General features: G+C 64.9%; 27 protein-coding genes. 12 read left to right on the plus strand and 15 right to left on the minus strand.

Features of this window, described 5'->3' with window-relative positions:
- From AC1ROK_RS04255 to AC1ROK_RS04280, 6 genes are all read right to left on the minus strand, one after another.
- Nucleotides 1–729: an SDR family oxidoreductase gene (locus AC1ROK_RS04255; protein WP_492844143.1), complete on the minus strand. Its 729-nt coding sequence runs from the start codon at nucleotides 727–729 to the stop codon at nucleotides 1–3.
- On the minus strand, nucleotides 726–1,472 hold the full coding sequence (locus tag AC1ROK_RS04260) for an HAD family hydrolase (RefSeq protein ID WP_492844145.1): 747 nt from the start codon (nucleotides 1,470–1,472) through the stop codon (nucleotides 726–728). Before AC1ROK_RS04260 ends, AC1ROK_RS04255 begins: the two co-directional genes overlap by 4 nt.
- Complete coding sequence (locus AC1ROK_RS04265; RefSeq protein WP_492844147.1) at nucleotides 1,472–2,209, minus strand: glycerophosphodiester phosphodiesterase family protein; 738 nt, start codon at nucleotides 2,207–2,209, stop codon at nucleotides 1,472–1,474. The genes AC1ROK_RS04260 and AC1ROK_RS04265 overlap by 1 nt, the downstream gene beginning before the upstream one ends.
- A gap of 448 nt (nucleotides 2,210–2,657) precedes the next feature.
- Nucleotides 2,658–3,578: an ABC transporter permease subunit gene (locus AC1ROK_RS04270; RefSeq protein WP_492844149.1), complete on the minus strand. Its 921-nt coding sequence runs from the start codon at nucleotides 3,576–3,578 to the stop codon at nucleotides 2,658–2,660.
- Nucleotides 3,579–3,580: 2 nt separating this feature from the next.
- Complete coding sequence (locus AC1ROK_RS04275) at nucleotides 3,581–4,576, minus strand: ABC transporter permease (protein ID WP_492844151.1); 996 nt, start codon at nucleotides 4,574–4,576, stop codon at nucleotides 3,581–3,583.
- Nucleotides 4,563–5,909 (minus strand): extracellular solute-binding protein, encoded by a 1,347-nt coding sequence (locus AC1ROK_RS04280; protein WP_492844153.1) that lies wholly within the window; start codon nucleotides 5,907–5,909, stop codon nucleotides 4,563–4,565. Before AC1ROK_RS04280 ends, AC1ROK_RS04275 begins: the two co-directional genes overlap by 14 nt.
- 237 nt (nucleotides 5,910–6,146) lie before the next feature.
- Between AC1ROK_RS04280 and AC1ROK_RS04285 the strand changes: the two genes are divergently transcribed.
- The 4 genes from AC1ROK_RS04285 (at nucleotide 6,147) to AC1ROK_RS04300 (ending at nucleotide 10,600) form a co-directional block, all read left to right on the plus strand.
- Entirely contained in the window at nucleotides 6,147–7,103 is a 957-nt protein-coding gene (locus AC1ROK_RS04285) for a sugar-binding transcriptional regulator (RefSeq protein WP_492844682.1), read from the plus strand.
- A 251-nt stretch (nucleotides 7,104–7,354) separates the two neighbouring features.
- Complete coding sequence (locus tag AC1ROK_RS04290) at nucleotides 7,355–7,777, plus strand: hypothetical protein (protein ID WP_492844155.1); 423 nt, start codon at nucleotides 7,355–7,357, stop codon at nucleotides 7,775–7,777.
- Between the two features lie 2 nt (nucleotides 7,778–7,779).
- A complete protein-coding gene (locus AC1ROK_RS04295) occupies nucleotides 7,780–9,138 on the plus strand; it encodes a ParA family protein (RefSeq protein WP_492844157.1) in 1,359 nt (452 codons plus the stop codon).
- Nucleotides 9,139–9,346: 208 nt separating this feature from the next.
- The gene (locus AC1ROK_RS04300; protein WP_492844159.1) at nucleotides 9,347–10,600 is read left to right on the plus strand and encodes a hypothetical protein; all 1,254 of its coding nucleotides are present in this window, start codon (nucleotides 9,347–9,349) and stop codon (nucleotides 10,598–10,600) included.
- Nucleotides 10,601–10,746: 146 nt separating this feature from the next.
- Here AC1ROK_RS04300 and lepA read toward each other — a convergent pair whose 3' ends face one another.
- Nucleotides 10,747–12,552 (minus strand): translation elongation factor 4, encoded by a 1,806-nt coding sequence (gene lepA / locus AC1ROK_RS04305; RefSeq protein ID WP_492844160.1) that lies wholly within the window; start codon nucleotides 12,550–12,552, stop codon nucleotides 10,747–10,749.
- Nucleotides 12,553–12,761: 209 nt separating this feature from the next.
- Between lepA and AC1ROK_RS04310 the strand changes: the two genes are divergently transcribed.
- From AC1ROK_RS04310 to AC1ROK_RS04325, 4 genes are all read left to right on the plus strand, one after another.
- Nucleotides 12,762–13,397 carry a DUF4389 domain-containing protein gene (locus AC1ROK_RS04310; protein ID WP_492844163.1) on the plus strand — a complete coding sequence of 212 codons (636 nt, stop codon included), beginning with the start codon at nucleotides 12,762–12,764 and terminating at the stop codon, nucleotides 13,395–13,397.
- Between the two features lie 110 nt (nucleotides 13,398–13,507).
- Complete coding sequence (locus AC1ROK_RS04315) at nucleotides 13,508–13,975, plus strand: hypothetical protein (protein ID WP_492844165.1); 468 nt, start codon at nucleotides 13,508–13,510, stop codon at nucleotides 13,973–13,975.
- A gap of 287 nt (nucleotides 13,976–14,262) precedes the next feature.
- The gene (locus AC1ROK_RS04320) at nucleotides 14,263–14,739 is read left to right on the plus strand and encodes a DUF1203 domain-containing protein (protein ID WP_492844167.1); all 477 of its coding nucleotides are present in this window, start codon (nucleotides 14,263–14,265) and stop codon (nucleotides 14,737–14,739) included.
- Between the two features lie 25 nt (nucleotides 14,740–14,764).
- On the plus strand, nucleotides 14,765–15,595 hold the full coding sequence (locus AC1ROK_RS04325) for an extensin-like domain-containing protein (protein ID WP_492844169.1): 831 nt from the start codon (nucleotides 14,765–14,767) through the stop codon (nucleotides 15,593–15,595).
- 2 nt (nucleotides 15,596–15,597) lie between these two features.
- Here the strand turns inward: AC1ROK_RS04325 and AC1ROK_RS04330 are convergent, their stop codons facing one another.
- Nucleotides 15,598–16,074, minus strand: coding sequence for an anthrone oxygenase family protein (locus AC1ROK_RS04330; protein ID WP_492844171.1), 477 nt, complete (start codon nucleotides 16,072–16,074; stop codon nucleotides 15,598–15,600).
- A gap of 79 nt (nucleotides 16,075–16,153) precedes the next feature.
- Here AC1ROK_RS04330 and AC1ROK_RS04335 point away from each other — a divergent pair, with 79 nt between their 5' ends.
- Nucleotides 16,154–16,801 carry a TetR/AcrR family transcriptional regulator gene (locus AC1ROK_RS04335; RefSeq protein ID WP_492844173.1) on the plus strand — a complete coding sequence of 216 codons (648 nt, stop codon included), beginning with the start codon at nucleotides 16,154–16,156 and terminating at the stop codon, nucleotides 16,799–16,801.
- 347 nt (nucleotides 16,802–17,148) lie between these two features.
- Here the strand turns inward: AC1ROK_RS04335 and AC1ROK_RS04340 are convergent, their stop codons facing one another.
- Nucleotides 17,149–17,658 carry a GNAT family N-acetyltransferase gene (locus AC1ROK_RS04340; RefSeq protein WP_492844175.1) on the minus strand — a complete coding sequence of 170 codons (510 nt, stop codon included), beginning with the start codon at nucleotides 17,656–17,658 and terminating at the stop codon, nucleotides 17,149–17,151.
- Nucleotides 17,659–17,665: 7 nt separating this feature from the next.
- On the minus strand, nucleotides 17,666–17,806 hold the full coding sequence (locus tag AC1ROK_RS04345; RefSeq protein WP_492844177.1) for a hypothetical protein: 141 nt from the start codon (nucleotides 17,804–17,806) through the stop codon (nucleotides 17,666–17,668).
- 96 nt (nucleotides 17,807–17,902) lie between these two features.
- On the opposite strand from AC1ROK_RS04345, the gene AC1ROK_RS04350 reads away from it, so the two are divergent.
- A complete protein-coding gene (locus AC1ROK_RS04350; RefSeq protein WP_492844179.1) occupies nucleotides 17,903–19,066 on the plus strand; it encodes a THUMP domain-containing class I SAM-dependent RNA methyltransferase in 1,164 nt (387 codons plus the stop codon).
- Between the two features lie 298 nt (nucleotides 19,067–19,364).
- On the opposite strand, the gene AC1ROK_RS04355 is transcribed toward AC1ROK_RS04350, so the two are convergent.
- Nucleotides 19,365–19,523 (minus strand): hypothetical protein, encoded by a 159-nt coding sequence (locus AC1ROK_RS04355; protein WP_492844181.1) that lies wholly within the window; start codon nucleotides 19,521–19,523, stop codon nucleotides 19,365–19,367.
- Between the two features lie 97 nt (nucleotides 19,524–19,620).
- On the opposite strand from AC1ROK_RS04355, the gene AC1ROK_RS04360 reads away from it, so the two are divergent.
- A complete protein-coding gene (locus tag AC1ROK_RS04360; RefSeq protein WP_492844183.1) occupies nucleotides 19,621–20,538 on the plus strand; it encodes a LysR substrate-binding domain-containing protein in 918 nt (305 codons plus the stop codon).
- Between the two features lie 273 nt (nucleotides 20,539–20,811).
- Here AC1ROK_RS04360 and AC1ROK_RS04365 read toward each other — a convergent pair whose 3' ends face one another.
- Complete coding sequence (locus AC1ROK_RS04365; protein ID WP_492844185.1) at nucleotides 20,812–21,666, minus strand: NHL repeat-containing protein; 855 nt, start codon at nucleotides 21,664–21,666, stop codon at nucleotides 20,812–20,814.
- Nucleotides 21,667–21,845: 179 nt separating this feature from the next.
- On the opposite strand from AC1ROK_RS04365, the gene mbfA reads away from it, so the two are divergent.
- Nucleotides 21,846–22,829, plus strand: a complete 984-nt coding sequence (gene mbfA / locus AC1ROK_RS04370; protein WP_492844187.1) for an iron exporter MbfA — start codon at nucleotides 21,846–21,848, stop codon at nucleotides 22,827–22,829.
- Nucleotides 22,830–23,147: 318 nt separating this feature from the next.
- Here the strand turns inward: mbfA and AC1ROK_RS04375 are convergent, their stop codons facing one another.
- The 3 genes from AC1ROK_RS04375 to AC1ROK_RS04385 form a co-directional block, all read right to left on the minus strand.
- Nucleotides 23,148–23,282 (minus strand): hypothetical protein, encoded by a 135-nt coding sequence (locus tag AC1ROK_RS04375; protein WP_257720954.1) that lies wholly within the window; start codon nucleotides 23,280–23,282, stop codon nucleotides 23,148–23,150.
- An 83-nt stretch (nucleotides 23,283–23,365) separates the two neighbouring features.
- Nucleotides 23,366–24,265: a lipid kinase gene (locus AC1ROK_RS04380; RefSeq protein ID WP_492844189.1), complete on the minus strand. Its 900-nt coding sequence runs from the start codon at nucleotides 24,263–24,265 to the stop codon at nucleotides 23,366–23,368.
- 63 nt (nucleotides 24,266–24,328) lie between these two features.
- Nucleotides 24,329–24,964, minus strand: coding sequence for an FMN-binding negative transcriptional regulator (locus tag AC1ROK_RS04385; RefSeq protein WP_492844191.1), 636 nt, complete (start codon nucleotides 24,962–24,964; stop codon nucleotides 24,329–24,331).
- Nucleotides 24,965–25,000: the final 36 nt, after the last annotated feature.

Here is a 25,000-nt window from a genome sequence, read left to right on the forward strand (position 1 = left end):
TCAGAGATCATTGCTCTGCGGCAGGATGACGAGGTCGCGGATCGTCACCTTGCGCGATCGGGTCAGCATGAACAGCACCGCTTCCGCCACCTCGGTCGGCTCCATCAGGTCGCCGGCCGCCAATGCCGCCTCGAGCTTTTCCTTGGGCCAGTCGCTCAGCAGCGCCGTGACCACTGGCCCCGGCTGCACGGCGCCCACCCGGATGCCGTGCTGTTTCAGCTGCCGGCGCAGGGTGTGCACGAACGCCTGCATGGCGTGCTTGGAGGCGGTGTAGATCGGCTCGCCGACCACCGGCACCACGCCGGCCACCGAGCTCGTGACGATGATGTCGCCGGTCTTTCGCTCGATCATGTGCGGCAGCACCGCGTGCACCGAGCGGAACACCGCATTGATGTTGAGGTTGAGCATGCGGTCCCACTGGTCCGGGTCGCCAGCGGCGAAATCGCCCCCGACATAGGCGCCGGCATTGGCGTGGAAAATGTCGAGTTGCCCCGCCTGCGTGAGGATCCCTTGCGGCATCTGCGCCACGCTCTTTGGCTCAGTGAGGTCGATCACCAGCGGCATGGCGTTCGGGCCGAGCTCAGTGCAGAGCTGCTGCAGTCTGTCGGCGGCGCGGTCGACCAGCACGACGCGCGCCCCGGCCGCGAGCAGCGTCCGCGCACATTCGAGCCCGATCCCTGAGGCGGCGCCGGTGATCGCCGCGACTTTTCCGTTGAGGTTGGCGCTCACTGCATTTCCCCCGCTCTCTGCGTCCTTGATGCCAGTGCGTCGTCGGCGGCGGCAAGCGCGGCCGGCAGTTCCTCGGCGCCCATGGCGACACGGAACGCCCCCGCCGCCTTGAGCAGGGCGCGCCGTCCCGGGCGCGGATCGGCCGGATCGACAAAGCCGATCGGCACCATGCCGGCGGCAACCGCCGAGCTGATGCCGTGCGGGCTGTCATCCACCATGACGCAGCGCGACGGATCCACCTCGAGCTCTCTCGCGCAGTAAAGCAGCAGGTCGGGCGCGGGCTTCGGCCGTTTCACCTGTTCGGCGCTGAACACGAACGGCGCAAAGCTCTGCCACAGCGGCAGCTTACCGAGGCTCGCACCCAGCCGCTCGAGCGTGCTGTTGGAGGCGACGCATTTCGGCCGCTCGAGCGCCGCGACGACTTCGGCAATTCCCGGCATGGCGGTGAGCGTCGTGGCGAACTCGGCATAGAGCCGCTGGTGCCAGCCGGTGAACAGGCCCTCAAGATCCTCTAGCCCATAATCCCTGGCGCACATGGCGCGGATATCCCGCTCGGAATTGCCGGTGAAGCGTCGATGCGCCTCCTGTGGCGTGATGGCGACACCGGCCGCCGCCAGCGCTTCGGCCAGCGTGCGGCTGGCGATCGGCTCGCTGTCGATCAGCACACCGTCGCAGTCGAAGATCACAAGCCCGATATGGTCGAGCGTGGCCGCCGCGCGGGGCGGCCTCAAATCGGAAATCATCACGCCTCAGCGCCCCGGATGCTGACGGCCCGATCGGGGCGGTCGGTGGTGATCTGGCGGATCGGCTTGTCGAGCCAGAGTTTCAGGTCCGCCTCTTCGTTCGGCACCCAGGCGCCCAGCCGCTCGAGCGGCACTTGGGCCGTGATGGCGTCCCATTCGGCGAGCAGCAGGCTCTTTTCCACCGCGACGATGTGCGAGAGCTCCAGCATGGTGTCGAGCCCCGCTTTGAGCCCCAGGCGCTCGGCCGAGTTGCGGTCGAACGACGAGAGCCGGCGGATATGCGGCGCGACCCGGCCGATCTCGATGAGGATCTCTTCGTGAAAGCTGGTGAGGATGCTGCGCTCGGCCAGCCCGAACCGGTCGATCAATGCCGCAGCTTGCGCTTCGAGCCCGGGATAAGCGACGTGGCCGACGCCGGCCTTCAGCTCCACATGCAGCTCCATCGTGCCATCACGGAAGATCTCGAGCACCTCCTCGAGCGTCGGGATCGCCTCGCCGTTGCTGTCCTTGAGCCGGACGTTGCGGTGCTCTCCTGCCGGGAGCGCTGCGACCGGGCCGCTGTGGTCGGTGGTGCGGTCGAGCGTCGGGTCATGGATCACCAGCAGCTCGCCATCGGTGGTGAGGTGCACGTCGAACTCGACGCCCTCGACCGGCATTGCCCTCAGCTTTCGAAAGCCGGAGAGCGAATTCTCCGGCCACAGGTTCCGGCCACCGCGGTGGCCGATGATCATTACCATCGTAGAGTTCCTTCAGGGGAATACGTGAAAGGGCAGTAGCTGGAGCACAGACAGTGGTTGGAGTGCCTTCTCCCCTTGTGGGAGAAGGTGGCCGGAGGCCGGATGAGGGGTATCTCTCCGCGTACTGGATCGCTCCTCGCTTCGCTCGGATCGCGCTACACTTCGTTCCGCGGACCCCTCATCCGCCCTTCGGGCACCTTCTCCCACAAGGGGAGAAGGCGATCGCCGCACCGCTCTTGGCCCTGGACGGACCCAGAGGACTGACGAGCCTACGCGGGAAACGTACCCCCACCCCTGTCCCCTCCCCGCAAGGGGGAGGGAGACCAGAACACCGGCGTCAGTGTTGGCGTCTCCTCCCCCCTTGCGGGAGAGGGCAAGCGCATAAGAGGAGCCGGTGGCGGTGCTGCACCGCCATGGCTCTCCAAAAAAAGCAACAGCCCCTGCCACCTCACTTCCCCGCATCGACCAACCCGCGGGTGAACCAGCGCTGCATGACGAGGATCACCAGGGCCGGCGGCAGCATGACGAACAAAGCCGCGCTCATTGCGATGTTCCAGGCCGGCGCCGCGTCGGAAACGGGGACCAGCTCCTTCAGCCCCAGGATCGCCGTCTGCATCTCCGGGCCGGTGGTGAACAGCAGCGGCCACAGGTACTGGTTCCAGCCGAACAGGAAGAGGATGATGCCGAGCGCCGCGATATTGGCGCGCGACAGCGGCAGCAGCACATGCCAGAAGAAGCGCAGCGGCCCCGCCCCGTCGAGCTTGGCCGCTTCGCACAGCTCGTCCGGCACTGTCAGGAAGAACTGGCGGAACAGGAAGGTCGCCGAGGCCGAGGCGATCAGCGGCAGGATCAACCCGGCATAGGAGTTGACGAGGTTCCACTGCAGCGCCGCCTCGAGCCGGTAGCCGGTGAGGCTTTCGACCAGCCCCGACAGCCCGATCGTGCCGACCACCCAGCGCAGCGGCCCGCCGGCATCGGCCACTGCCTCATAGGTCGGAATGATCCGCACCTCGACCGGCAGCATCAGCGACACGAAGATCAGCCAGAACGCCGTCATCCGGAACGGGAAGCGGAAATAGGTGATGGCGAAGGCGGCGAGCAGCGACACGACGAGCTTGCCCACCACGATCCCCAGCGTCACGATGATCGAATTGAGGAAGGCGCGCGAGAAATTGCCCTCGTTCCAGGCGGTGGCGAGGTTGTCGATCAGGTGCGCCCCCGGCAGCAGCGGGAACGGCGTCTGCTGCACTTCCTGCAGCGTCAGCGAGCCTGCCACCAGGGCGAAATAGAGCGGCACGCACACCGCCGCGGCGCCGACCAGCAGCACCGCATGGCAGAAGATCGAGAGCGTCAGGCTACGGCCCACCATCGCTACACCCCGTAATTGACTTTGCGCTCGAGGGCGCGGAACTGCAGCACCGTGAACACCACGGCGACGATCATCAGCACCACCGACTGGGCGGCGGACGAGCCGAGGTCGAGCTGCACGAAGCCATCCTGGTAGACCTTGTAGACGAGGCTGTTGGTCGCCCCGGCCGGCCCGCCCCGCGTCATCGCGTCGATGACGCCAAAGGTCTCGAACAGGCCGTAGACGAAGTTCATGACGATGAGGAAGAAGATGGTCGGCGTGATCAGCGGCACCGAGATGGCGAAGAACCGGCGGATATGCCCGGCGCCGTCGAGCGTCGCCGCTTCGAGCAGCGAGGCGGGCACCGCGAGGAGCGCCGCGACGAGGAAGATGTAGTCGTAGCAGACATGCTTCCAGACCGAGGCGATGATCACCAGCAGCTGCGCATCGAACGGCCGCCGGTTCGGGTCCCACGGAATGCCGAGCGATTGCAGCATCTCGGCAATCGGCCCGACCGCCGGGTTGAACAGGAACGCCCAGATCACCCCGGAGATCACCGGCGCGATGGCATAGGGCATCAGGATGATGCTGCGATAGAGGCCGCGCCCGCGAATGACATAGTCGGTCGCGAAGGCGAACAGCCCCGCGAGCCCGAGCGTCAGCACATTCTGCACCACCGAGAACCACAGCGTGAACACCGCGCTGTCGCGGTAATCGGCGCTGGCGAACAGCGCGAGGAAATTGTCGAGCCCGACGAAGATCTGGATGCCGCCGAACGGATCGACCTGCACGAAGGCCAGCGACAGCGCCTTGTAGGACGGAATGAAAAAGAAGAAGACGAGGATCAGCAGCTGTGGCGTCAGCAGCCCCGCGGCCAGCCACGGCTGGTGGAAATGCGCGGTCTTCAGCCCGGCGCGCGAGGCGCGCGGGAACAGCCGGCCGAGCGCCAGCCCGCCCGACGTCCGGGGGCGACGGCTGGCGCCGCCCCCGATCTCGATGCTGCCCTCAGCCGCCGGCATGGAGCTTCTCATACTGGCGGAGGATCTGATTGCCCTGCTCGACCGCCGCGTCGAGCGCCTGCTGCGCCGTCTTCTCGCCGGTCCACACGCTCTGCACTTCCTTGACCAGCAGCTGCATCGACTGGTTGTGGTTGCCGAAGCGGAAGCCGCGCGAGTTGTCGGTCGGCGTGCCGCGGCTCAACTGCAGGATGGCGATTTCCCGGGTCGGGTGCTCGTCATAATAGCCATCCGCCTTGATCGCCTCGTAGGCGGTCATGGTCACCGGCACATAGCCGGTTTCCTTGCTCCACCAGGCCTGGGTGGCCGGCGAGGCGACGAAATCGAGGAACGCCGCGGCGCCGGCATATTCGGCGTCCGTCTCGCCCTTCATCACCCACAGGGCGCCACCACCGATGGTGCTGTTCTTGGGCTCGACCCCTGCCTCGTGCGGCAGGAAGGTGGCGCTCCAGTTGAACTTGGCCGTCGACTCGACGCCGGCATGCGCCGCGGTCGAGGCAACAAAGGTCGAGCACTGCCCCGAGGTGAACAGCTGGTCGGGGGCAAGGCCCTGTCCGGCCAGCTGCAGCACGCCATCGTTCATCCAGCTCTGCAGCCGTTCCAGCTGGCCCACCACCATCGGGCTCTGGTTGAAGATGAACTCGGTATCGAGCCCGCCAAAGCCGTTGGCCTTGGTGCCCCAGGGCTGATCCTGGATGGCGGCGTAGTTCTCGAGCATGCTCCAGAAGAAATCGTTGGCCAGCACCATCGAGCAGTCGGACACGCCCTTTTCCTTGATGGCGCGCAGCTGGGTGTCGATCTCCTGCCAGGTCTCGCCGGGCTTGTCGAAGCCGGCCGCCTTGAAGTGGTCGGCGTTGTACCAGAAGATCGGCGTCGAGCTGTTGAACGGCATTGCGGCCGGCTTGCCGTCGACGAGGAAGAAGCCAGCGACCGGGGCGACGAAGTCGTCCCACTTGATGTCATAGCCCTGGTTCTGCATCAGCTCGGGCACCGGCACCACGGCGCCGGAATTGAGCATGGTGAGAAAGCCGCGTTCGGCCGCCTGCACCAGGGTCGGCTGCTGGCCGACGCGATAGGCGGCCACCATCGCCGCCATGGTCTCTTCGTAATTGCCCTTGTTGATGCCGACCAGCTCGTACTTGTCCTGGCTGGCGTTGAAATCGACGATCAGCTTGTCGACGATTTCGGCCAGCCGGCCACCCAGCGCATGCCACCATTCGATCTTGGTGCGTTCCTGCGCCATTGCCCCGCCGGCCTGCAAGACCAGCGCCGCCACGGCAGCGCCGGCCAGCAGCCGGCCGATCACGGCACCATGGCCGCGTTTGTTGCCTGTCATTTTTCTCTCCTCTCGAGCCTCGCCGTCTTTCCTTGGCCGGTTGCTCCGGCGTGACCCGCTTCATGGCGGCGAGGAGACGAAGGCTAGTGGTCACCGTTTACAAATGTCAAGCGTCTGTTACAAATGTATGACACTGCCATGGAGATGCGATTGACAGCCGACCCGGGAGTCATGTCCATGCTGAGCCGGACCTGAGGGCGAGGGCACATCAGCGTGGCAATACCAGCGCCGCAGGGCATGTCGGACGAGCAGATGTCGGTGCGCGTCGTCTGGCTCTATTTCATGGAGGGACGCACGCAGGGCGAGATCGCCGATGCGCTCTCCACCAACCGCCTGCGCGTCAACCGCATCATCAGCGAGGCCCGACGCACCGGCCTCGTCACCATCACGCTCAACTCGAAACTCGCCTCATGCGTCGAGCTCGAGCAGCAGCTGATCAAGGCTTTTGGGCTCAAACGCGCCATCATCGTGCCCACCCCCGAGGATGCGGCGCTGGTGCCGGTGCTGCTGGGGCAGGCGACCGCCGATTATGTCGGCCAGCTGCTGGCCGATGGCACCATGACCGGGGTGGGCGTCGGCTGGGGCACGACCCTGCGTGAGACGGTGCGGCACATGCCGTCGCTGAAGCGCCCCGAGCTGCTGGTCAACTCGGTGATGGGCGGGCTGACGCGCGGCATCGAGATCAACACCTTCGACATCGCCGGCGATCTGGCGCGGCACCTCGGCGCCGATTGCGCTTATCTCGCCGCCCCGATCTATGCTGGCAGCCCGCAATCGCACGACGCGATCATGACGCAGGATGTGTTCCAGGAGGCGTTCGAGCGGATCGGCCGCAACGACCTGATCCTGTTGACCATCGGCGATATGACCGAGCGCTCGCTGCTGATGCGCTATGGCCTGCCCCGCGACGTGAGCATCGACGAGCTGGTGGCGGCGGGCGCGGTGGGCGACGTCATGGCGCAATTCGTCGATGCCGCCGGCCAGCCCATCGACCACCCGATCAACCGCCGCGCCATCGCCCTGCCGCTCGAAGCGTTGCGCAAGGTGCCCAACGTGGTCTTCGCCTCAGGCGGCGCCAACAAGACCCACGCGATCGCGGCGGTGCTGCGTTCGGGGCTCGGGAGTGCGCTGGTGTGCGATGAGGCGACGGCGCGGGCGGCGATGGGGATTGCGTTGGGGGCGGGCGGGGGGTGACGCCGTCAGTGGGGAGGCTCGCTGAGACGACCGCGAACAGCTGCTGGCCAGCGCCGCAGGGTATGAAGCCAACGATCGCACCCCTGCCGATGATGGTCGGACTGACGGCGTACGACGCGCGGACCTGGGTAGGTCGCGCTATCCTCAGCAACGATGCGAGAAGCACAGTCCGCTGCCAATTGAACGTCGGAGCTACCTGCAATTGACGACACTCAACCCAGTCTGCGACAAAGGTTTTTTGGGGGGGCAACATGGCCTACGGGCAAGACTTGGCCGGAGCGGCCAGACGACATTTGCGTGTAGCACAGGCTCTGGTTGAGGGGGATTGCGCCAAAGTTGGTGCCGCTGGCAAGGCCGTAGCGGGCTACCTATTTGGCCTGTCGGGCGAATTGGCGCTGAAAGAGCTCATGCGAGAAAGCGGAATGCAACCGCTTGAACAGGACAAAAGGCGTGACGATCCATTTTACGCGCACTTCCCCGCCCTGAAAGCCATGCTAGGCCGAAGCGCACGTGGCCGTCGACAAGGAGACCTTCTCAAGTACGCAAACGATGGTTCGCTGTTTCAGAATTGGGATACGGACATGCGCTATGCTCCAACCGCTGAGATCGAGGGTGGATGGGTCGACAAGTGGCAGGCACAAGCCGAAAAGCTTGTAGCCCAAATCGGGTTGTGACGATGAGCGTTGGCTTTGATGAATCGCTTAATGTTCTGATCGATCTAGTTGAGAGCGAACTCGGTGTCGAAGCGCTTCAGAGCGGCGTGGCACTTCGCGATGGTGCCGGTAAGCTATCGTTTGTCGCGAGACTTGTATCGCCGACGGCCGAAGAGCGAGCGCGGCTTACCCAAATTTTCGTTTCAGCGTTAGAGGGTTACTCTCGAGGTAGCGACACCCTCATATTTTTGGACGATCCCGGAGCGAGCTTAATTCTTGAGGATGCATCGCGCTTACCGTTCGGTGGTGACGACAAAACTTGTTGGGTCGTTGACAGGCGGATCGTAGGGTCGGGATGGATGACACCGCCTCTTAACGAACCCGCTTCCCCGCCGCGTGTCGTCTTTGCCAGCCTCAAGGGAGGTGTCGGGCGTTCTACCGCGCTTAGTGTTTCAGCGATGGACATGGCCGAGCGAGGCAAGAATGTACTCTTGATAGACCTTGACCTTGAGGCGCCGGGGCTTACTGACATCGTTCTCGGAGCCGAGCGCACTCCTCGATTTGGGGTGCTTGACTACCTAGTCGAGGACGGCATCCGTGCAATCAGCGACGATGACCTGGCGGACTTCGTTGGCCTTAGTCCTATGACCAGGGGGGGCACTGGTCGCGTCGATGTCATTCCTGCATTCGGACGCGAATCTATCGGCCATCCAGAGAACGTGCTCCCAAAGCTTTCGAGGGCGATGGTGGAGGACGTAACTCCCGCGGGAGACACAGTAACAGTTGGCCAGCAGATTGCTGCCATGATCGATCGCTTTGCCAGTCGAGAATCCTACGACGTCATCCTGATTGATAGCCGCGCCGGTTTGGCGGAACTCACAGCTCCCGCCGTCCTAAGTCTGGGTGCATTGGTTTTGTTGTTCGGCACTGCTCAGCACCAGACCATTTCAGGCTATCGCTCTTTGTTCGCCGCGCTCCGATTGCTCGCAGTGAGCGACCTCACCTCAGGGAGGTCGGCCGACTGGAGATTGCTGTTGAAGCCGGTATACTCCAAAGCAGATTTGAGTGACCCCGCGGCCAGCGCGTACATCGCGAACCTGTATGACCTTTTCGCTGACAACCTATACGACGCTTTTGACGATACAGAGGGGGGAGGCGAAGAGGGGCAAGGGGTCGCGATAAATTTCGCGGTAGACGATCCTGATGCTCCACATGCGCCTTTCGTTATTCCGTTCGACACGCGTTTCGTGGGGTTCGACCCTGTTCGCGAGAACAGCCACCTCTCGCGGCCGTTCTATGAACAAACGTTTCGGCCGTTTCTGGATGGACTAGAGCGGTCCATTGCCAACCTAAGGCATGCTACAGTTCATGACCGTGAGTGATCTCTTCTCAATCGAACCTAGCGATCCGGATTTCCGAGATGTGCGGTCAGCCCTGGCGGCTCTTAGTCCCGCATCCCGCGTGGAACCGAACGAGCAAGTTATGCTCGACAGAGTGTTTACGCCCGACAGCCACAGATCAGTTCTTGACCCGGGCAGGCAGCTAGTCGTTGGGAACCGGGGAATGGGGAAGAGTCTTTGGACTCATGCCTTGCTCGACCCTACGGTGCGGGCCGAGGTCGCAAAGGTGTACGGTCAGCCAGCACTTGCAAAAGCCGACGTAGTCATCGGCTTCAATGGATCAGACCGAGCTTCGCCGGTGGCACCCACCCGAGATGCAATAAGCAGAGCTCTGCTTGATGGGTTTTCGGCCGACGACATTTGGCGCGCCGTGATCTATCGCGCGATGCAAAGCGCATTGCAACAGCCTGAAGACCTTGATCTCGGGCTCACACTCAACCTGCTGAAGTCGTCACCGAGTCTCTTTGATACAGCACTGACGCTTGCCGACATCAAGATGTCGGGCGAGAACAGGATTGTCCTAATCATCTTCGACGCGCTAGATAGATTGGCTGCAGATTGGCAGACGATTAGACTGCTTACGTCGGCGTTACTGAAGCGGGCCCTCGGTCTCAAGTCCTTTAGGTCGTTTCGCGTAAAGATATTCATTAGGCCTGATCAGTATTCGGATCCGTTACTATTTCAGTTTCCGGACGGTTCGAAACTAAAGAATGATCACGTGAATCTAAGTTGGCAGCCGTCGGAGCTGTTTGGATTGCTTTTTTTCGAGATTAGCCGGAGCTCCATTGGTCGCAGTGCGCTAGTAAGAATTGCTGAGGCGGTTTCTGCTACTGGCGCGCTTCGGGTATTCGGAACGTACAACCGGCCAGCCGCAGATGATCAGGTGCTTTTGGTGAATGCCCTCGCGGGGCAATATATGGGTTCCGATGCCCGCCGAGGGAGGGTGTATACGTGGGTTCCTCTTCACCTGAGCGATGCTAAGAACACTTGCTCTCCCCGAACCTTTCTCACGGCTTGGCAGAAGGCCGCTGAGCACCAGCCGGTTCCTACCGGTCGAGCAGTCGATCATCTTGGCCTAATCGAGGGAGTTCGCAGGGCATCGGAGGCTCGCCTCGAGGAGTTGCGAGAGGACTATCGATGGATGGACGCGGCCTTGGGTGCCTTGCGCGGTCAGTTCGTGCCAATTGACCGGCTAGAGCTGTTCTCAATATGGGTCGGCTCAAGGGTGGTGCAAGAAATTATCCACGCGGCACGCAATGGCAGGTGGCTCGCTCCAGTAGAGCTGGAACTGGACACCGATGGGCCGGCAGCTCTTCTTGCCGCACTAATCAGTATCGCGGTCATGGAAGAGCGGGCAAACGGCAAGATAAATGTGCCGGACATCTTCCGGGTAGAAGCGGGCATCAAGCGCAAGGGCGGAGTCGCTGTTCCCCGTAAGAACTAGGCCTCATGACGCGTTAGACGCAACCCTGCCCAACGGAGGGCTTTGACAACCCCACTTCTGCGGCCAGGTAGCGCATCTCCGGCGGGATTTGCACGCCGGAGCGCTATTGAGGGTGGTTCTGGAATGGTTTGAGAAGGTGCCGACCCTCACTCATCCCCCATCTTCAGCGCCTTGATGAACGCCTCCTGCGGGATCTCGACGCTGCCGAACTGGCGCATCTTTTTCTTACCCGCCTTCTGCTTCTCGAGCAGCTTCCGCTTACGCGTCGCGTCGCCGCCATAGCACTTCGCCGTCACGTCCTTGCGCATGGCGCGCACAGTTTCGCGGGCGATGATCTTGCCGCCAATGGCGGCCTGGATCGGGATCACGAACAGGTGCGGCGGGATCAGGTCCTTGAGCTTTTCGCACATGATGCGGCCGCGCGTTTCGGCGACATTGCGGTGCACCAGCATCGAGAGCGCGTCGACCGGCTCGGCATTGACCAGGATCGACAGCTTCACCAGGTCGCCCTCGCGGTAATCGGCGAGCGTATAGTCGAAGCTGGCATAGCCCTTCGAGATCGACTTCAGCCGATCATAGAAATCGAACACCACCTCGTTGAGCGGCAGGTCGTACTCGACCATGGCGCGGTTGCCGACATAGGTCATGTTGCGCTGGATGCCGCGCCGATCCTGGCAGAGTTTCAGGATCGAGCCGAGATACTCGTCGGGGGTGAGGATGGTGGCCTTGATCCACGGCTCGCTGATGTGGTCGATGCGCACCACGTCCGGCAGGTCGGCCGGGTTGTGCAGCAGCAGCGTCTCGCCATTGGTGAGGTGCACCTCGTACACCACCGATGGCGCGGTGGCGATCAGATCGAGGTTGAACTCGCGGCTCAGCCGTTCCTGGATGATTTCGAGGTGCAAGAGCCCGAGGAAGCCGCAGCGGAAGCCGAAGCCGAGCGCCGCTGAGGTTTCCATCTCGTAGCTGAAGCTCGCGTCGTTGAGCCTCAGCTTGCCCATGGCGGCGCGCAGCTCCTCGAAATCCGAGGCATCGACCGGGAACAAACCGCAGAACACCACCGGCTGCGCCGGGCGGAAGCCGGGGAAGGCGCTGGCGGTCGGGCGGCGATCGTCGGTGATGGTGTCGCCGACATTGGTATCGGCCACTTCCTTGATCGAGGCGGTGAAAAAGCCGATCTCGCCGGGCCCGAGTTCGCCGATATCGACGAGTTTTGGGGTGAACACGCCGACGCGGTCGAGTTCGTACGCCGCGTTGGCGTTCATCATCCGGATCTTCTGGCCCTTCTTCACCGTGCCATCGATGACGCGGATCAGCACCACGACGCCGAGATAGGTGTCGTACCAGCTGTCGACCAGCAGCGCCTTCAGCGGCGCGTTGATATCGCCCTTCGGCGCCGGCAGGCGCTCGACGATGGCTTCCAGCACCTTGTCGATGTTGAGGCCCGACTTGGCGGAAATCTCCACCGCGTCCGTGGCATCGATACCGATCACGTCCTCGATCTGCTGTTTTACGCGCGGGATGTCCGCTGCGGGCAGGTCGATCTTGTTGAGCACGGTCACCAGCTCATGGTTGGCATCCATGGCGTGGTAGACATTGGCGAGGGTCTGCGCCTCGACGCCCTGGCTGGCATCGACGACCAGCAGCGAGCCTTCGACGGCGGCCAGCGACCGGCTGACTTCATAGGCGAAGTCGACATGGCCAGGCGTATCGATCAGGTTGAGGATGTAGGTCTCGCCGTCGGTGTGCTTGTAGGTCAGCCGGACGGTCTGCGCCTTGATGGTGATGCCGCGCTCGCGCTCGATATCCATCGAGTCGAGCACCTGCTCCTTCATCTCGCGCTGCTCCAGCCCACCGGTGAGCTGGATCAGCCGATCGGCGAGCGTCGATTTGCCATGGTCGATATGGGCGACGATGGAGAAGTTGCGAATATGGTCGAGCGGTACGGACATGGGCCGCTGATACCAGAGCCGTGTGGCGGGGCAAAGATGGTTTATCGGCGGTTAACAGCGGCAGATGCGTAGCCATCTCGGCGCTGCGATGACGTGACCACGCCGCGCCCGGGCGTGCTAGGCTCCCGGCGGGGTGCGATGGACGGTTCGGACCATGCAATGGGTCGCCGTCGGTGCACGGCAGGTTCATGTCAAACGAGGGGCGGACAATGGCAGGCAGCAGCGACTACGCGGCGCGTTTCGAAGTCGATTATCCCGGGCAGATGGACCGGCTGACGACATTCTTCCGGTTGATCTGGGCGATCCCGATCCTGATCGTCCTGAGCCTCCTCTCCGACGCCGGCGGCTACTATTATTACGATGCGGCCGGCAACGCGATGAGATCGGCGGGCGGCGGCATCACCGCCGGGCTGTTCTTCGCCACCGTGCTGATGCTGGTGTTCCGGCAGCTTTATCCGCGCTGGTGGTTCGATTTCGGCGTCGAGCTGGCGCGCTTCAGCGCCCGGGTCGGCGCCTATCTGTTCCTCCTCACCGACAAGTATCCCTCGACCGTCGACGCACAATCCGTGCACCTCGAGGTCGATTATCCCGAGGCGGCAGAGCTCAACCGCTGGCTGCCGCTGGTAAAATGGCTGCTGGCGATCCCACACTACATCGTGCTGGCGGTGCTCGGCATCGTCGCGGTGCTGGCGACGATCGTGGCGTGGTTCGCCATCCTCATCACCGGCAATTACCCCCGCGGCATGTTCGATTTCGTCGTCGGCGTCGGCCGGTGGTCCGCCCGGGTCTGGGCCTATGCGTTCCTCCTCGTCACCGATGACTACCCGCCGTTCAGCCTGCGCTAGCGAGGGGATTGAAAGCCTGACACGCACTGGCAGGGTATGTGCGCTACACGACTTCCGGAGCGCTGGGCCGAGCCGGACTTGGCCGGCCGGCAGCGTCACTGGAGGGCGAGATGGATTCGGAGACACGGCGCGGCTTTGCGTTCAACCACGGCGACTGGGTGGTCAGCAACCGGCGGCTCAAGGCGCGCGGTGTCGGCTCGACCGAGTGGGAAGTGTTCACTTCCTACGAGACGGCGCAACTGATGCTGGGCGGCATGGTGTCGGTGGATGAGAGCGACTTCCCGACCAAGGGTTTTAGGGGCATGACGCTCAGGATCTACAACCCCGAGCGCGACGAGTGGGCGATCTACTGGATCAATTCGGAGAAGGGCGTACTGGAGCCGCCGGTGTTCGGCCGCTTCGAGGGTGGCCGCGGCAGCTTTGCCGGCGACGACATGGATGGCGAGAGGCCGGTCAAAGTGCTGTTCGACTGGAGCGGCACCGACACCGAAACCCCACGCTGGAGCCAGGCCTTTTCCTACGATGGCGGGGAAACGTGGGAGACCAACTGGATCATGGAGTTTAGGCGGCCGGAGTAGGGTCCGTGGAGAAAAGGGTGGGCACCATCTCACCTCCCCACCGGTGTCATCGTCTCCGGTCTCCCCCCAACCACGGTGTCACCCCGGCGCAGGCCGGGGCCCATCCTGAGGTGGTGCGGTTATGAGAGACGAGCCGAAGCATCTCAGGATGGGTCCCGGCCTTCGCCGGGATGACATCGAGTTGGAGGGGCAATCGTGCCAAGCAATCGACAATCACCCACTCGCCAAAACCGGGTCGCTTCCCCCCACCACCTTCGGCAAACGTCTCCCCAGCACAGGAGACCCCCATGACGCTACGCTATTCCGGAATGCCCTCTGATCTCGCCGCTGCCTATCGCGCCGGCGCCCCCGACGCCAATGGCCAGGCGCCGGAGCGGCGCATTTCCGATGGGGACGGGGTGCCGTGCCGGCACTGCCTCGAGAACGTCGCGGCGGGCGAGGCTTACCTCGTCCTCGCCTATCGTCCGTTCCCGGCGCCGCAGCCCTATGCCGAGCTCGGGCCGATCTTCCTGCATGCCGAGGCGTGTCCGGCCTACGAGCCCGCCGCCGGCCTGCCGGAGCGCGAACAGCGCGGCAGGAGCGGCCGCATCTTGCGCGGTTACGGCGCCGACGACAGGATCGTCTACGGCACCGGGATCGTGGTTGGAAATGATGGCATCGAGGCAGCGGCCGAGGCGATCCTCGAGCGAGCGGACGTCGCCTACGTGCATATGCGCTCGGCCACCAATAACTGCTTCACCCTCCGGATCGATCGCGCAACCTGATGCAGGGTCGCCGCGTTCGGGGTTCATGCGCTTTGTTTTCGCCTGCCTTTTCGCCAGCATGAGCTTTGCCGCCCTGGCGCAACAGGCAGGTGACGCGACCGTGCCCCTGCCCAAGCCCCGGCCGGCAGAACTCTCCACCGAGCCAGCGGTAAAGTTGCCCCGGCATCGCCCGGCAGCAACGCCGGAAACGCCCGCTGAACCGCCCGCGCCGACCCCGCCCGCCCCTGACCCGATCGGCCCGCCGCTACCTCCCGGCGAGCAGGTGGTCGAACCGGCGGAGCCGACCGCCCCGCCGCGCATCTACCAGACCGCCTGTCCGGCCGTGCTGCTCGGCAAGGTCGAGGCCAAGGCGTTGCCGCCGATCGAGGAGAAGCAGTGCGGCACGCAATCGCCGCTCTCGGTCACCGGGGTGCTGGCCAATGGCCGGATGGTGCCGGTGGCGGGCGGTGTCGAGACCGATTGCGGCATCGCCTCGGCCCTGCCGGCCTGGATCGAATCCATCGACAGCTACCTGCTGGCGCGAGACAACACGCGGATCGCCGAAGTGGTGGTCGGCACCTCCTACATGTGCCGCAACGTCAACAATGGCAGTGGTGGCAATCTCAGCTTCCACGCCTTCGCCGACGCGCTCGACGTGGTCGGCTTCAAGCTCGAGGACGGCCGCTTCGTCACCGTCGAAGGCGGTTGGACCGACGCGCTGTCACCCGAGGGGCGGCTCTTGCGCTTCGCCCATGATTCCGCCTGCGCGCATTTCACCACCGTGCTGGGCCCCGAGGCCAATGCCGAGCATCGCGACCACCTGCATGTCGATCTCGGCTGCCACGGCAAGACCTGTACGGCGCGGCTGTGTGAGTAGCGTCAGGCGCTGCGGTCGGTGAACACCGCCGCGATCAGCAGCAGCAGCGCCAGGATCGTGGCCCCGAGCCGCGCCGCATGCCAGCTCCACCAGCTGTTGCGCAGCGTCTCCCAATCGGCCGGAAGAGCATCGGCGGACCAGCCCATCACCACGTCGTTGATCGGCTGGTTGCAGAGGCGGGTGATCAGCCCGGCAGCGACGAGGCCGAGCGCCGCGGCGCCATAGAGCATCAGCACTGTAGGCCGCTGCCGGGCCAGCACGGCGAGCACCACCACAACGACGATCGCGGCAAGGCCCATCAGCGGCAGCAGCGTGTTGAGGCCGCGCACCGCGCCCTGATGCACCTCGACAAAGCCGGCGGGCGAATAGCGGGTAATGTCGTAACCGAACCAGATTCCGTACATGCTGCCGGCCAACAGGCCCACGAGCAGGAGGGAAAGTGCTTGTCCGGTGGTGGATAGGTAGCCGAGGCCAGGCATAGGATAGGGCTCCTCTCGACGCTGGAGCTGTAATTACAATACAGTGTCACTGTAGTCAATATGGTAATGGCATAGCGAATTGACCGAGCAGCCCGAACCCCGCCGAAAATATCAGTCCCGCCTGCGCCAGCAGCAGGCCGCCGACACGCGTGGCGCCATTGTCGCGGCGGCGCGCCAGCTATTCGTTGCCAATGGCTGGCAGGGGACGACCATCGCCGCGGTGGCCCGCGCCGCAGGGGTATCGGCGGAGAGCGTTTACGCCGTGTTCGGCAGCAAGTCCGCGCTGCTGCTCGGGGTGGTGCAGAGCGCAGTGCGGCGTGGCGATCCGGCGACGCCGCTGGTCGAACAGGAGGGGCCGCGGGCCGTGGCGGCTGCCCGCGACCAGGCCGAGATGCTCAGGCTGTTCGCCCGCGATATCGCGCAGGTACTCTCGGCGGTGGCCGATGTCGTGGCGGTGCTGCGCGTCGCGGCGGAAGCCGACCCGGAGGTGGCGAAGGTCTATGACGCCATCCATGCCGGGCGGCGCGAGAACCTGGCGCTGGTGGCGAAGGCCCTGGCCGCCAAGGGGCCGTTGCGCGACGGCATGAGTGAGGCCGCGGCCCTGGCCCAAATCTGGCGCCTCGCCAGCCCCGAACTGTTTCTGATGCTGACCCGGATCGAGGGCCTTACGCCGGAGCAGTACGCCGCCTGGCTCGAGCACACGCTGGGCCAGCTGCTGCTGCCCTGAGCGCGTTCAGGAAAAGGCCCATCCAGCCGCAAAGCGGTAGCGCCGGCACGCGAACGACGCTCCGCAAGCACCCCCAAACTCGGTGTCATCCCCGCGAAAGCGGGGACCCAACTCGCCACAACGCAAGTGGGTGGATGGGTCCCTGCTTTCGCAGGGATGACAGCCAGCGGGTGGGCAAGCTCGAGGGCAAGAACCGCCCTCGGAGTGCTTCAGCCGATCCGTTGCCAACACCCCACCGGTGTCATCCCCGCGAAAGCGGGGATCTCCGTTGGCGATGGTGAGGGTTGCGCGAAAACATAGGTTCCCGCCTGCGCGGGAATGACTCCGTGGGTGGGGCCAATATACCCTCACACCACCGGCGAGTTGTCCTTGCGCATGAAGGCCACCACCATCACCGTGCCGTCCTCGAAGCGGTATTCGCCGCGGCCGCTGACGTGGTAGCCGAAGGCCGAGTAAAAACTCTTGGCGTTGAGCGAGGCGCGGACGTTGATCTCGTGCACGCCATGCGCGCTGACCGCCGCTTCCATGGCGGCGAGCAGGGCGCGACCAATGCCGCGGCGCGCCGCTTCGGGCGCCACGTAGCAGGCGGAAATCTCGCCCGCTTCCGGCACCACGATGCCGAAGCCGACCAGCGTGCCGTTCTGTTCGGCCACCAGCGTCAGCCCACCATCTTCCTGGGTTTCGCGATAGCGCCGCTCGGCGCTCGAGAGCGTCACCGGCGGGCTCCAGTGTGTCAGCACCTCGCGCGGATAGAACGGCGCCGCCAGCTGATGCACGGCGACATGGTGCAGCGCGGCAATCGCCAGCGCATCACCCAGCCGCGCCGGGCGGATCACCATGGGAGCGGCGGCGTTCATCGGGATCTCAGAGCGCGTCGTCTTCGCGGCGCGGATGGTGCGTCGGCAGGTCGGCCCAGTCGCGCGGCGTCCAACTGGTGGACCAGTCGCGTGCCTTCGGCTTGGGCGAACGGTTACGGAGCTTGGAGAACAGGTGTTTCATCTTCATCTTTCTTCTCCCGAGGAGGGAAGGCGCCAAGCGCCATGGGCGGCCGATCTAGTCGGCACCCGCTGAACGGCCCATGAACTGGCCTGTCAGGCGGAAATGCACTACAGCAGCCGCATGTCGCACCTCCCCGATGCCCAGCCGCGTGAGTTCGATCCGAACGCGCCGTTCGAGATCTTCCTCGTCGCCACTCCCGGGCTCGAGGCGGCCTTGCGCGCCGAAGCGGCGGGGCTGGGGTTCGCGAACCCCAGGCAGGTGGAGGGCGGCGTCACTATCACCGGCGGCTGGCCCGAGGTCTGGCGCGCCAATCTCGAGCTGCGTGGTGCGAGCCGCGTGCTGGCCCGCTTCGCCAGTTTCCGCGCCATGCATCTGGCGCAGCTCGACAAGCGGGCGCGAAAACTGCCTTGGGCGGCGATCCTGAGGCCCGACGTGGCGGTGGCGGTCGAGGCCAGCTGCCGCAAATCGAAAATCTATCATGCCGGGGCCGCCGCGCAGCGCGTCGCCACCGCCATCCGCGAGGAACTGGGCGCGCCCGTCGTCGATAAGGCGCCGCTAACCGTCATGGCGCGGATCGAAGATGATCTGGTCACCATCAGCGTCGATACCTCGGGCGAATTGCTGCACAAGCGCGGCCACAAGGAAGCGGTGAACCGCGCGCCGATGCGCGAGACCATGGCGGCTTTGTTCCTCAGCCAGTGCGGCTTTACCGGCAATGAGCCGGTGCTCGACCCGATGTGCGGCTCGGGCACCTTCGTGATCGAAGCGGCCGAGATTGCCGCCGGCCTGCAGGCGGGCCGCTCGCGCAGCTTCGCCTTCGAGCAGTTGGCAAGCTTCGATCGCGCCCGCTGGGAAGCGCTGCGCTCGACGGCGCGCGGCGAGCCCACGGTGCGGTTCTATGGCAGCGATCGCGATGCCGGCGCCATCGAGATGAGCAGGGCCAATGCCGAGCGCGCCGGTGTCGCCGGGCTCACCGAGTTCCGGCAACTGCCGGTTGGCGAGCTCGAGCGCCCGCCGGGCCCACCGGGTCTGGTGATCGTCAACCCGCCCTTCGGCGCCCGCATCGGCGAAAGCGCTTCGCTCGGCCCGCTCTATCGCAGCCTCGGCAGCGTGCTGCGCGAACGTTTTTCCGGCTGGCGTGTCGGGCTGATCACCACTGAGGTGGGGCTGGCGCGGGCCACGGCACTGCCGTTCCTGCCCAACGGCGCCCCGGTGCTGCATGGCGGGTTGCGGGTGACGCTGTATCGCACGGGTGTGCTGGCTTAGGTGACGTGTGGCACGGGCAGCGCAAAGTGCGTCCCCTCGCCCCTTTGGGGAGAGGGCTAGGGTGAGGGGTAGCAAAGCACACCGGCTGCGCAGCCGTTCCCTTCTCCCCTCCAAGGGGGCGCAATAGCGCCTCCCGAGGGAGAAGGTGGCCGAAGGCCGGTTGAGGGGTGAAGCGGCGCAACTCGCGCTCGCTGAGAAGCTGAACCCCTCACCCAAGTTCCGCTACGGACCTACGGTCCTAGCTGCACTACCCTCTCCCCTCAGGGGCGAGGGGCGGGGCGGCACAGCCGGTGGGTGATTACGCCCCGATGCAGCCATCGAACCGCGGGTGATACACCGGCAGATCCGCCAGCTCGCGTGAGCTCATGCTGCTGAGCGGGTCGTTGCCCGTCTCATCGCCGTCGATCTCGAACAGCCGCGCCAGCCAGAGGCGCAACTCGCTGAACAGTTTGTACATTTTGAAGCCCTCCTTGGGTGCCGGGTATGCCCCAATATGTGCTGCCGGGCTGGTCGCGCCAATCGACAAGAATTCCACATCGATATAGAAAATCTATATGCCAAGCCCGTTCCCCATCCCGCTCAATGCCATCCGCGCCATCGAGATCGTGGCGCGCCGCGGTGCGCTCGCTCCGGCCGCCGAGGAACTCGGGGTGACGCCGGGTGCCGTCAGCCAGCATCTGCGGCGGGCCGAGGAGCGGCTGGGGCTCGAGCTGTTCGAGCGCACCCCGCAGGGTCTGCGGCCGACCGCCGCCTTGCGTCAGATCCTGCCGCAGCTGACCAGTGGCTTCACCGCACTGGCCGATGCGGTGGGCAATCTCAAGCCGGGCGACGAGAAGGTGCTGACCCTCACCGTGGGCAGCGTCTTTGCCTCGCGCTGGCTGATCTGGCGCATCGCCAAGTTCAACAAGCTGCACCCCGAAATCGAGGTGCGGCTGGTGGTGACCGGCACGATGATCGATCTCGTCCATTCCGACATCGACTTCGGCATCCGCTTCGGCCGCGGCAACTGGCCGGGGCTGAAGGCCGAACTGGTCGGCGGCTCGCGCTACAGCCCGGTGGCGGCGCCACCAATAGCGAAACGACTGCATTCGCCGGATGATCTCGCCCAGGTGCCGCTTATCCGCGACACCGCCTCGATGCTGCCCTGGGAACCTTGGTTCGCCGCAGCCGGGGCTGAGCCGATCGAGCTCACCGGCCCGCGCTACGACGACCCGGCCCTCGCCTTCGACGCGGCGATCTCTGAGCAGGGCGTGCTGATGGCGGTGGATATGATGTCGGCCGACGCGGTCAGCGACGGCCGGCTGGTCCGCCCCTTCGCCACCTCGGTCGAGAGCGACCTCGGCTACTGGCTGATCGTCGCCGAAGGCCGGCGCGAGCCGAAAAAGGTCCGTCTGTTCCGCGAGTGGCTGCGGGCCGAAGTGCCGGATTCAGCCGAGGGCTATGTGGCGCAGGTGAAGCGGCGGGAGGGGTAGGGGGGCGACACCGTGCCTCCGCGCACCCCCTCCGAGCTACGCTAAGTCGCTTCGCGACCAGCTTCGCTTGCCTCCCGTCCAGGGGGAGGTGGGCATCCAGTTCCGGGCTCGATCGCGCCCAACCCACCGGCGGGCACCCTCCCCCTTGCGGGCTTCGAGCCGGCCGAAGGCAAAATCGCTCCAGTGGAGCGATTTTAGGGGAGAAGGCCATGAGAGCTACGCTCGAATGGCCGGGACAGGGGAGGGGGGAGCAGCGAACACGAAGCGTGCAGTCTACTCCACCGTAAGCGCCACCAGCTCCCCGGTCTGCGTCAGCGGCACATAGATCATCTTCCCTTCAACCCACAGGTCCGCCGCACCCGGGGCCAGCGTGGTCAGCGTCGTCACCTTGTCATCGGCATAAGTGAGCACCGTGCCGGCCGGGTTGTCGTCGAACACCAGGCTGTCGCCGAGCCGGGCGACGCCGTCGGTGAGGGCGATCTGCATAGCGCCAGTCAGTGGGGTGATGGCTTTGGTGCCGAGGTCCACTGCCTGCAGCCCGCCTTTGGTGTCGAAGGTGAAATCGGGCTTCATGCCGGTGCCCATCGAGCCGACGATCAAGGTCTTGCCGTCGATGAACAACCCATTCGGGGTGGCGAGTTTCTCGTCGGCCAGCCATTTCTCCACCGTGCCGCCCGCGAGCTTGTAGATCGCCGAACCCATGAGGTCGCTGACATAGACGTCGGTGCCGTCGGTGGTGACGTCATTGGGGAACATCGCCCCTTCGAGCGCGTGGGTGGTGATGATGCTGCCGTCGCTCAGCTTGATCTCGACCAGGCCATTGCTGTCGGCGACGAACAGGCTGTCGCCGACGATCGCCATACCCTTGGGGTCGGTGAGGCCAGTCGTCCATTGCTCGGTCACCAGCTTGCCGTCCGGCGAGATGATCGACAGGTAGCCGTCGGCGCCGCCATCGGGCCCGAAGGTCACCATGTTGGTGACGATCAGCCGGTTGTTGGCTTTATCGAAAATCACCGATTCCGGCATCTTCAGCCCGCCCAGCCGCCAGCTTTCGGTGGCGGTTTGCGCCGAGGCGCCGATTGTGGTGGCGGCCACGAGGCCGATGGCGAGGCTCAATCGCAAAAACATGGGTCTTCCTCCGCTTGTGGATTTTGGCCGGGTTCCGCCGCGTGCGTTCCGGCGGCGCGAGACTATGCCCACTCGGGCAAGGTTCGGCCTTTGCTCGATATCAGCGAAAGGCATGACCGGGGGTTGCCCGCGCCGCCTCAGACGTTTAGAATAATTCTAAACTGAATGGCTAGAGCGCTATGTTTGCACGACTTCTTCACCCAAATCGGCGGGATTTCGTCTCGCTGAACGAACGCGAGATCCTATCCTTGGCGGTTGCCGCCGAAGAAGAGGATGGCGCGATCTATGCCGAGATCGCCGAGCGCTTCGCCTCGCGCTATCCGGCGACGGCAAAGGTGTTCGAGGGCATGGCGGCCGAGGAGGACGGGCACCGTCGCCGGCTGCTCGATCTCTATGTCGAAAAGTTCGGCGCGCGCCTGGTGCCGATCCGGCGCGAGCATGTGCGCGGTTTCATCGAGCGCAAGCCCGTCTGGCTGATGGAAACCATGAGCCTTGAGTCGGTGCGCCAGCTGGCCTTCGAGATGGAGACGGCGGCGTCGCGCTTCTATACCGAGGCGGCCGGGCGGACCACCGATGTCGAGGTGCGCAAACTCCTCGGCGATCTCGCGGTGGAGGAGCGCGAGCACGCGAACCTTGCGGGCAAGCTCGAAGAACAGGTGCTCGGCGCCGAAGAGCGGGCGTCCGAAAAGAGCGAAGAGCACCGGCAGTTCCTTTTGACCTATGTGCAGCCCGGTCTCGCCGGGCTGATGGATGGCTCGGTGTCGACGCTGGCGCCGGTGTTCGCGGCCGCCTTCGCTACCGGCAATACCTGGTCGACCTTCCTCGTCGGGCTCGCCGCGGCAGTGGGCGCCGGCATCTCGATGGGGTTTACCGAGGCGGCGGCCGATGACGGCAAGCTGACCGGACGCGGCTCGCCGATGACCCGCGGCGTGGTCACCGGTGCGATGACCACGCTGGGCGGGCTGGGGCATGCGCTGCCCTTCCTCATCCCGCATTTCTGGACCGCCACCGGCGTCGCGGCGCTGGTGGTGGTGATCGAGCTCTGGGCCATCGCCTATATCCAGAACCGCTACATGCAGACCCCGTTCTGGCGCGCCGCCTTACAGGTGGTGGTCGGCGGGGCGTTGGTGTTTGCTGCGGGGATTTTGATCGGCAGTGCTTAGCTGACCAGCCGACATCGCGCATGAGGAGCCACTGACAGTGGACGTAGTGCCTTCTCCCCTTGTGGTCAGCGGACGAGGGCGAAGCCCTCGCCGCGAGGTGCCCGAAGGGCGGATGAGGGGTATCTCTCCGCGTACCGTGTCGCTCGTCGCTTACGCTCCGATCGCGCTACACTTCGTTTCGCGAACCCCTCATCCGGCCTTCGGCCACCTTCTCCCACAAGGGGAGAAGGCCGACCAACATACACCGTGCCGACCTAAGGCGGTGGAGCAGACTCAGCGACAGCCTCTCATCCCGGGCCGCCGGCTATGGCTGTCGCTCTAGTTGGCGACGACGAAGAACACCACGAGCACCAATACCGCGAACAGCCCGACCAGGAATGGCCATGGCAACAGATGCAGTTCGTGCTGGGTTTCTAGTCCGTGATCGACGTTTTCGTGGCGGATACCCTGCATAGGCAGCCTCCGGTCATGAACGCCGGCGCCAGTCGCGCACCGGCCCTCAGATCATAGCACTCTCCGCCGTGAGGCGGAACCGCTCACGCCGTGGGCAGTGCCGGTGGCGCGAACACCGTGATGGCGCCCGGGCGGATGCGGAAATGCGCCGGAGTCTGGGTAACGATGTCGCCGTCGAGATTGACCGGCCGCGGCTTCCTGGTGCGGATGTCGAACTCGACACAGCGGGCGGTGCGCACCTCTTCCCAGGCGCCATGCGTGCCGGAGCGGAAGGCGCTGAGCATCAGCGCCAGCTTCCAGACATTGTCGATCTCGAGGCTGTAGAGGTCGAGCGTACCGTCCTCGATGCTGGCATCCTGCTCGATCACCGTGCCGCCGCCATAGTGCCGGCCATTGCCCACGGCGATCTGGTAGGTTTTGACGTGCGAGGTGCCTTCGCGGTTGATGATCGTGGCGCTGAACGGCCGCGCCTGCATCAGCACCTTGAGCGCTCCGATGGCATAGCCGAGCCGGCCCCAGCGCCGCTTGGTCTCAGCCGTCAGTCCCATGGCGAGGTCGGCGCCGAGCCCGATGGTCGCGACATTGAAGAACGGGTGGCCATTGACGTCGCCGAGGTCGACCTTGCGCTGGTTGCCGGCAATGATGATGTCGGCGGCGAGTTCGAGCTGGGTCGGGATCTCGAGCGTGCGGGCGAGATCATTGGCCGTCCCCATCGGCAGGATGCCCATCGGCAGCCCCGCCGCGACCACGCCATTGGCCGCTGCGTTGATGGTGCCGTCGCCGCCGCAGACGATGGCGAGGTCGGCCTCATGCCGCCGCCTGACGATATCGGCCGCCACTTCGCCCGGCGAACTGAACCGCTCGATCGCGACGTCAATGCCGCCGGCTTCCAGCCGGTTAACGATCGGATCGAGGCTTTCGGTACCGCGCCGCGCATTGGGATTGACCAGCATCAGCGCCCGGCGGCGCGCGGGAAGGCTCATGGGGGCAGGGCTCACGTTGCGACCGCCCTAGGTGGAGAGTGGCGCAGTGATCCGCAAGGGCGGCTAGATGCCGCCGCGCGCCTTCACCAGTTCGCGCATCGCCTGCGCCTCGGCATCGGTTTCCGATGCAAGGCCATGCGCAACCCCGACTCGGTCGAACTCCGGACGGTTCTGGCTAGCCTTGAACTTGGCGTCGATGCCGGCGATCTCGATCTCGATGCCGACAATGCCCTTGAGCTGGCTGGCGATGAAGGCGTCCGGCGCGTCCGACACCGCCCATGGCTTCTGCCGGCTGCCTTCGTGCTGGTCGGTGAGGGCCGAGACGTTTGCATGCAGCCACGCGGCATCCTCGATGATCCGAGCGCTGCCGCGGGCCTGGACGATCGCATAGTTCCAGGTCGGCACCACTTTGCCGTCGACCGCCTTCTGCGGATACCAGCTGGGGGTGATGTAGTGTTCGGTGCCCTGGAACACCACGAGCGCGTCAGGGCTTTGATTCAGTGCCTTCCACTGCGGGTTGGCGCGCGACATGTGGCAGCGCAGCGTCCCCAGCGTCCCTTCCCCGGCGTAGAGCAGGAACGGGATCGGGTTGGCGAGCAGCCCCTCGCCGGACGAGATCAACAGTCCGAGCGGATGCGCCGCGATGAATGCCTGCTGCGTTTCGAGATCGGTCTCGCGAAAGGCTGGTGGCTGGTACATGGGCATCCCTCTTCAGGTCGGCAGGGCTCTTGGCGG

The sequence above is a fragment of the Devosia sp. GW821-FHT12F11 genome (assembly GCF_058806655.1).

Bases quoted from the DNA above. Each gene is read 5' to 3' on its own strand.
- AC1ROK_RS04260 (WP_492844145.1), bottom strand. From the start codon at position 1,472: ATGATTTCCGATTTGAGGCCGCCCCGCGCGGCGGCCACGCTCGACCAT.
- AC1ROK_RS04265 (WP_492844147.1), bottom strand. From the start codon at position 2,209: ATGGTAATGATCATCGGCCACCGCGGTGGCCGGAACCTGTGGCCGGAG.
- AC1ROK_RS04270 (WP_492844149.1), bottom strand. From the start codon at position 3,578: ATGGTGGGCCGTAGCCTGACGCTCTCGATCTTCTGCCATGCGGTGCTG.
- AC1ROK_RS04275 (WP_492844151.1), bottom strand. From the start codon at position 4,576: ATGCCGGCGGCTGAGGGCAGCATCGAGATCGGGGGCGGCGCCAGCCGT.
- AC1ROK_RS04280 (WP_492844153.1), bottom strand. From the start codon at position 5,909: ATGACAGGCAACAAACGCGGCCATGGTGCCGTGATCGGCCGGCTGCTG.
- AC1ROK_RS04285 (WP_492844682.1), top strand. From the start codon at position 6,147: ATGTCGGACGAGCAGATGTCGGTGCGCGTCGTCTGGCTCTATTTCATG.
- AC1ROK_RS04290 (WP_492844155.1), top strand. From the start codon at position 7,355: ATGGCCTACGGGCAAGACTTGGCCGGAGCGGCCAGACGACATTTGCGT.
- AC1ROK_RS04295 (WP_492844157.1), top strand. From the start codon at position 7,780: ATGAGCGTTGGCTTTGATGAATCGCTTAATGTTCTGATCGATCTAGTT.
- lepA (WP_492844160.1), bottom strand. From the start codon at position 12,552: ATGTCCGTACCGCTCGACCATATTCGCAACTTCTCCATCGTCGCCCAT.
- AC1ROK_RS04310 (WP_492844163.1), top strand. From the start codon at position 12,762: ATGGCAGGCAGCAGCGACTACGCGGCGCGTTTCGAAGTCGATTATCCC.
- AC1ROK_RS04315 (WP_492844165.1), top strand. From the start codon at position 13,508: ATGGATTCGGAGACACGGCGCGGCTTTGCGTTCAACCACGGCGACTGG.
- AC1ROK_RS04320 (WP_492844167.1), top strand. From the start codon at position 14,263: ATGACGCTACGCTATTCCGGAATGCCCTCTGATCTCGCCGCTGCCTAT.
- AC1ROK_RS04325 (WP_492844169.1), top strand. From the start codon at position 14,765: ATGCGCTTTGTTTTCGCCTGCCTTTTCGCCAGCATGAGCTTTGCCGCC.
- AC1ROK_RS04330 (WP_492844171.1), bottom strand. From the start codon at position 16,074: ATGCCTGGCCTCGGCTACCTATCCACCACCGGACAAGCACTTTCCCTC.
- AC1ROK_RS04340 (WP_492844175.1), bottom strand. From the start codon at position 17,658: ATGAACGCCGCCGCTCCCATGGTGATCCGCCCGGCGCGGCTGGGTGAT.
- AC1ROK_RS04345 (WP_492844177.1), bottom strand. From the start codon at position 17,806: ATGAAGATGAAACACCTGTTCTCCAAGCTCCGTAACCGTTCGCCCAAG.
- AC1ROK_RS04350 (WP_492844179.1), top strand. From the start codon at position 17,903: ATGCACTACAGCAGCCGCATGTCGCACCTCCCCGATGCCCAGCCGCGT.
- AC1ROK_RS04355 (WP_492844181.1), bottom strand. From the start codon at position 19,523: ATGTACAAACTGTTCAGCGAGTTGCGCCTCTGGCTGGCGCGGCTGTTC.
- AC1ROK_RS04360 (WP_492844183.1), top strand. From the start codon at position 19,621: ATGCCAAGCCCGTTCCCCATCCCGCTCAATGCCATCCGCGCCATCGAG.
- AC1ROK_RS04365 (WP_492844185.1), bottom strand. From the start codon at position 21,666: ATGTTTTTGCGATTGAGCCTCGCCATCGGCCTCGTGGCCGCCACCACA.
- mbfA (WP_492844187.1), top strand. From the start codon at position 21,846: ATGTTTGCACGACTTCTTCACCCAAATCGGCGGGATTTCGTCTCGCTG.
- AC1ROK_RS04375 (WP_257720954.1), bottom strand. From the start codon at position 23,282: ATGCAGGGTATCCGCCACGAAAACGTCGATCACGGACTAGAAACCCAG.
- AC1ROK_RS04380 (WP_492844189.1), bottom strand. From the start codon at position 24,265: ATGAGCCTTCCCGCGCGCCGCCGGGCGCTGATGCTGGTCAATCCCAAT.
- AC1ROK_RS04385 (WP_492844191.1), bottom strand. From the start codon at position 24,964: ATGTACCAGCCACCAGCCTTTCGCGAGACCGATCTCGAAACGCAGCAG.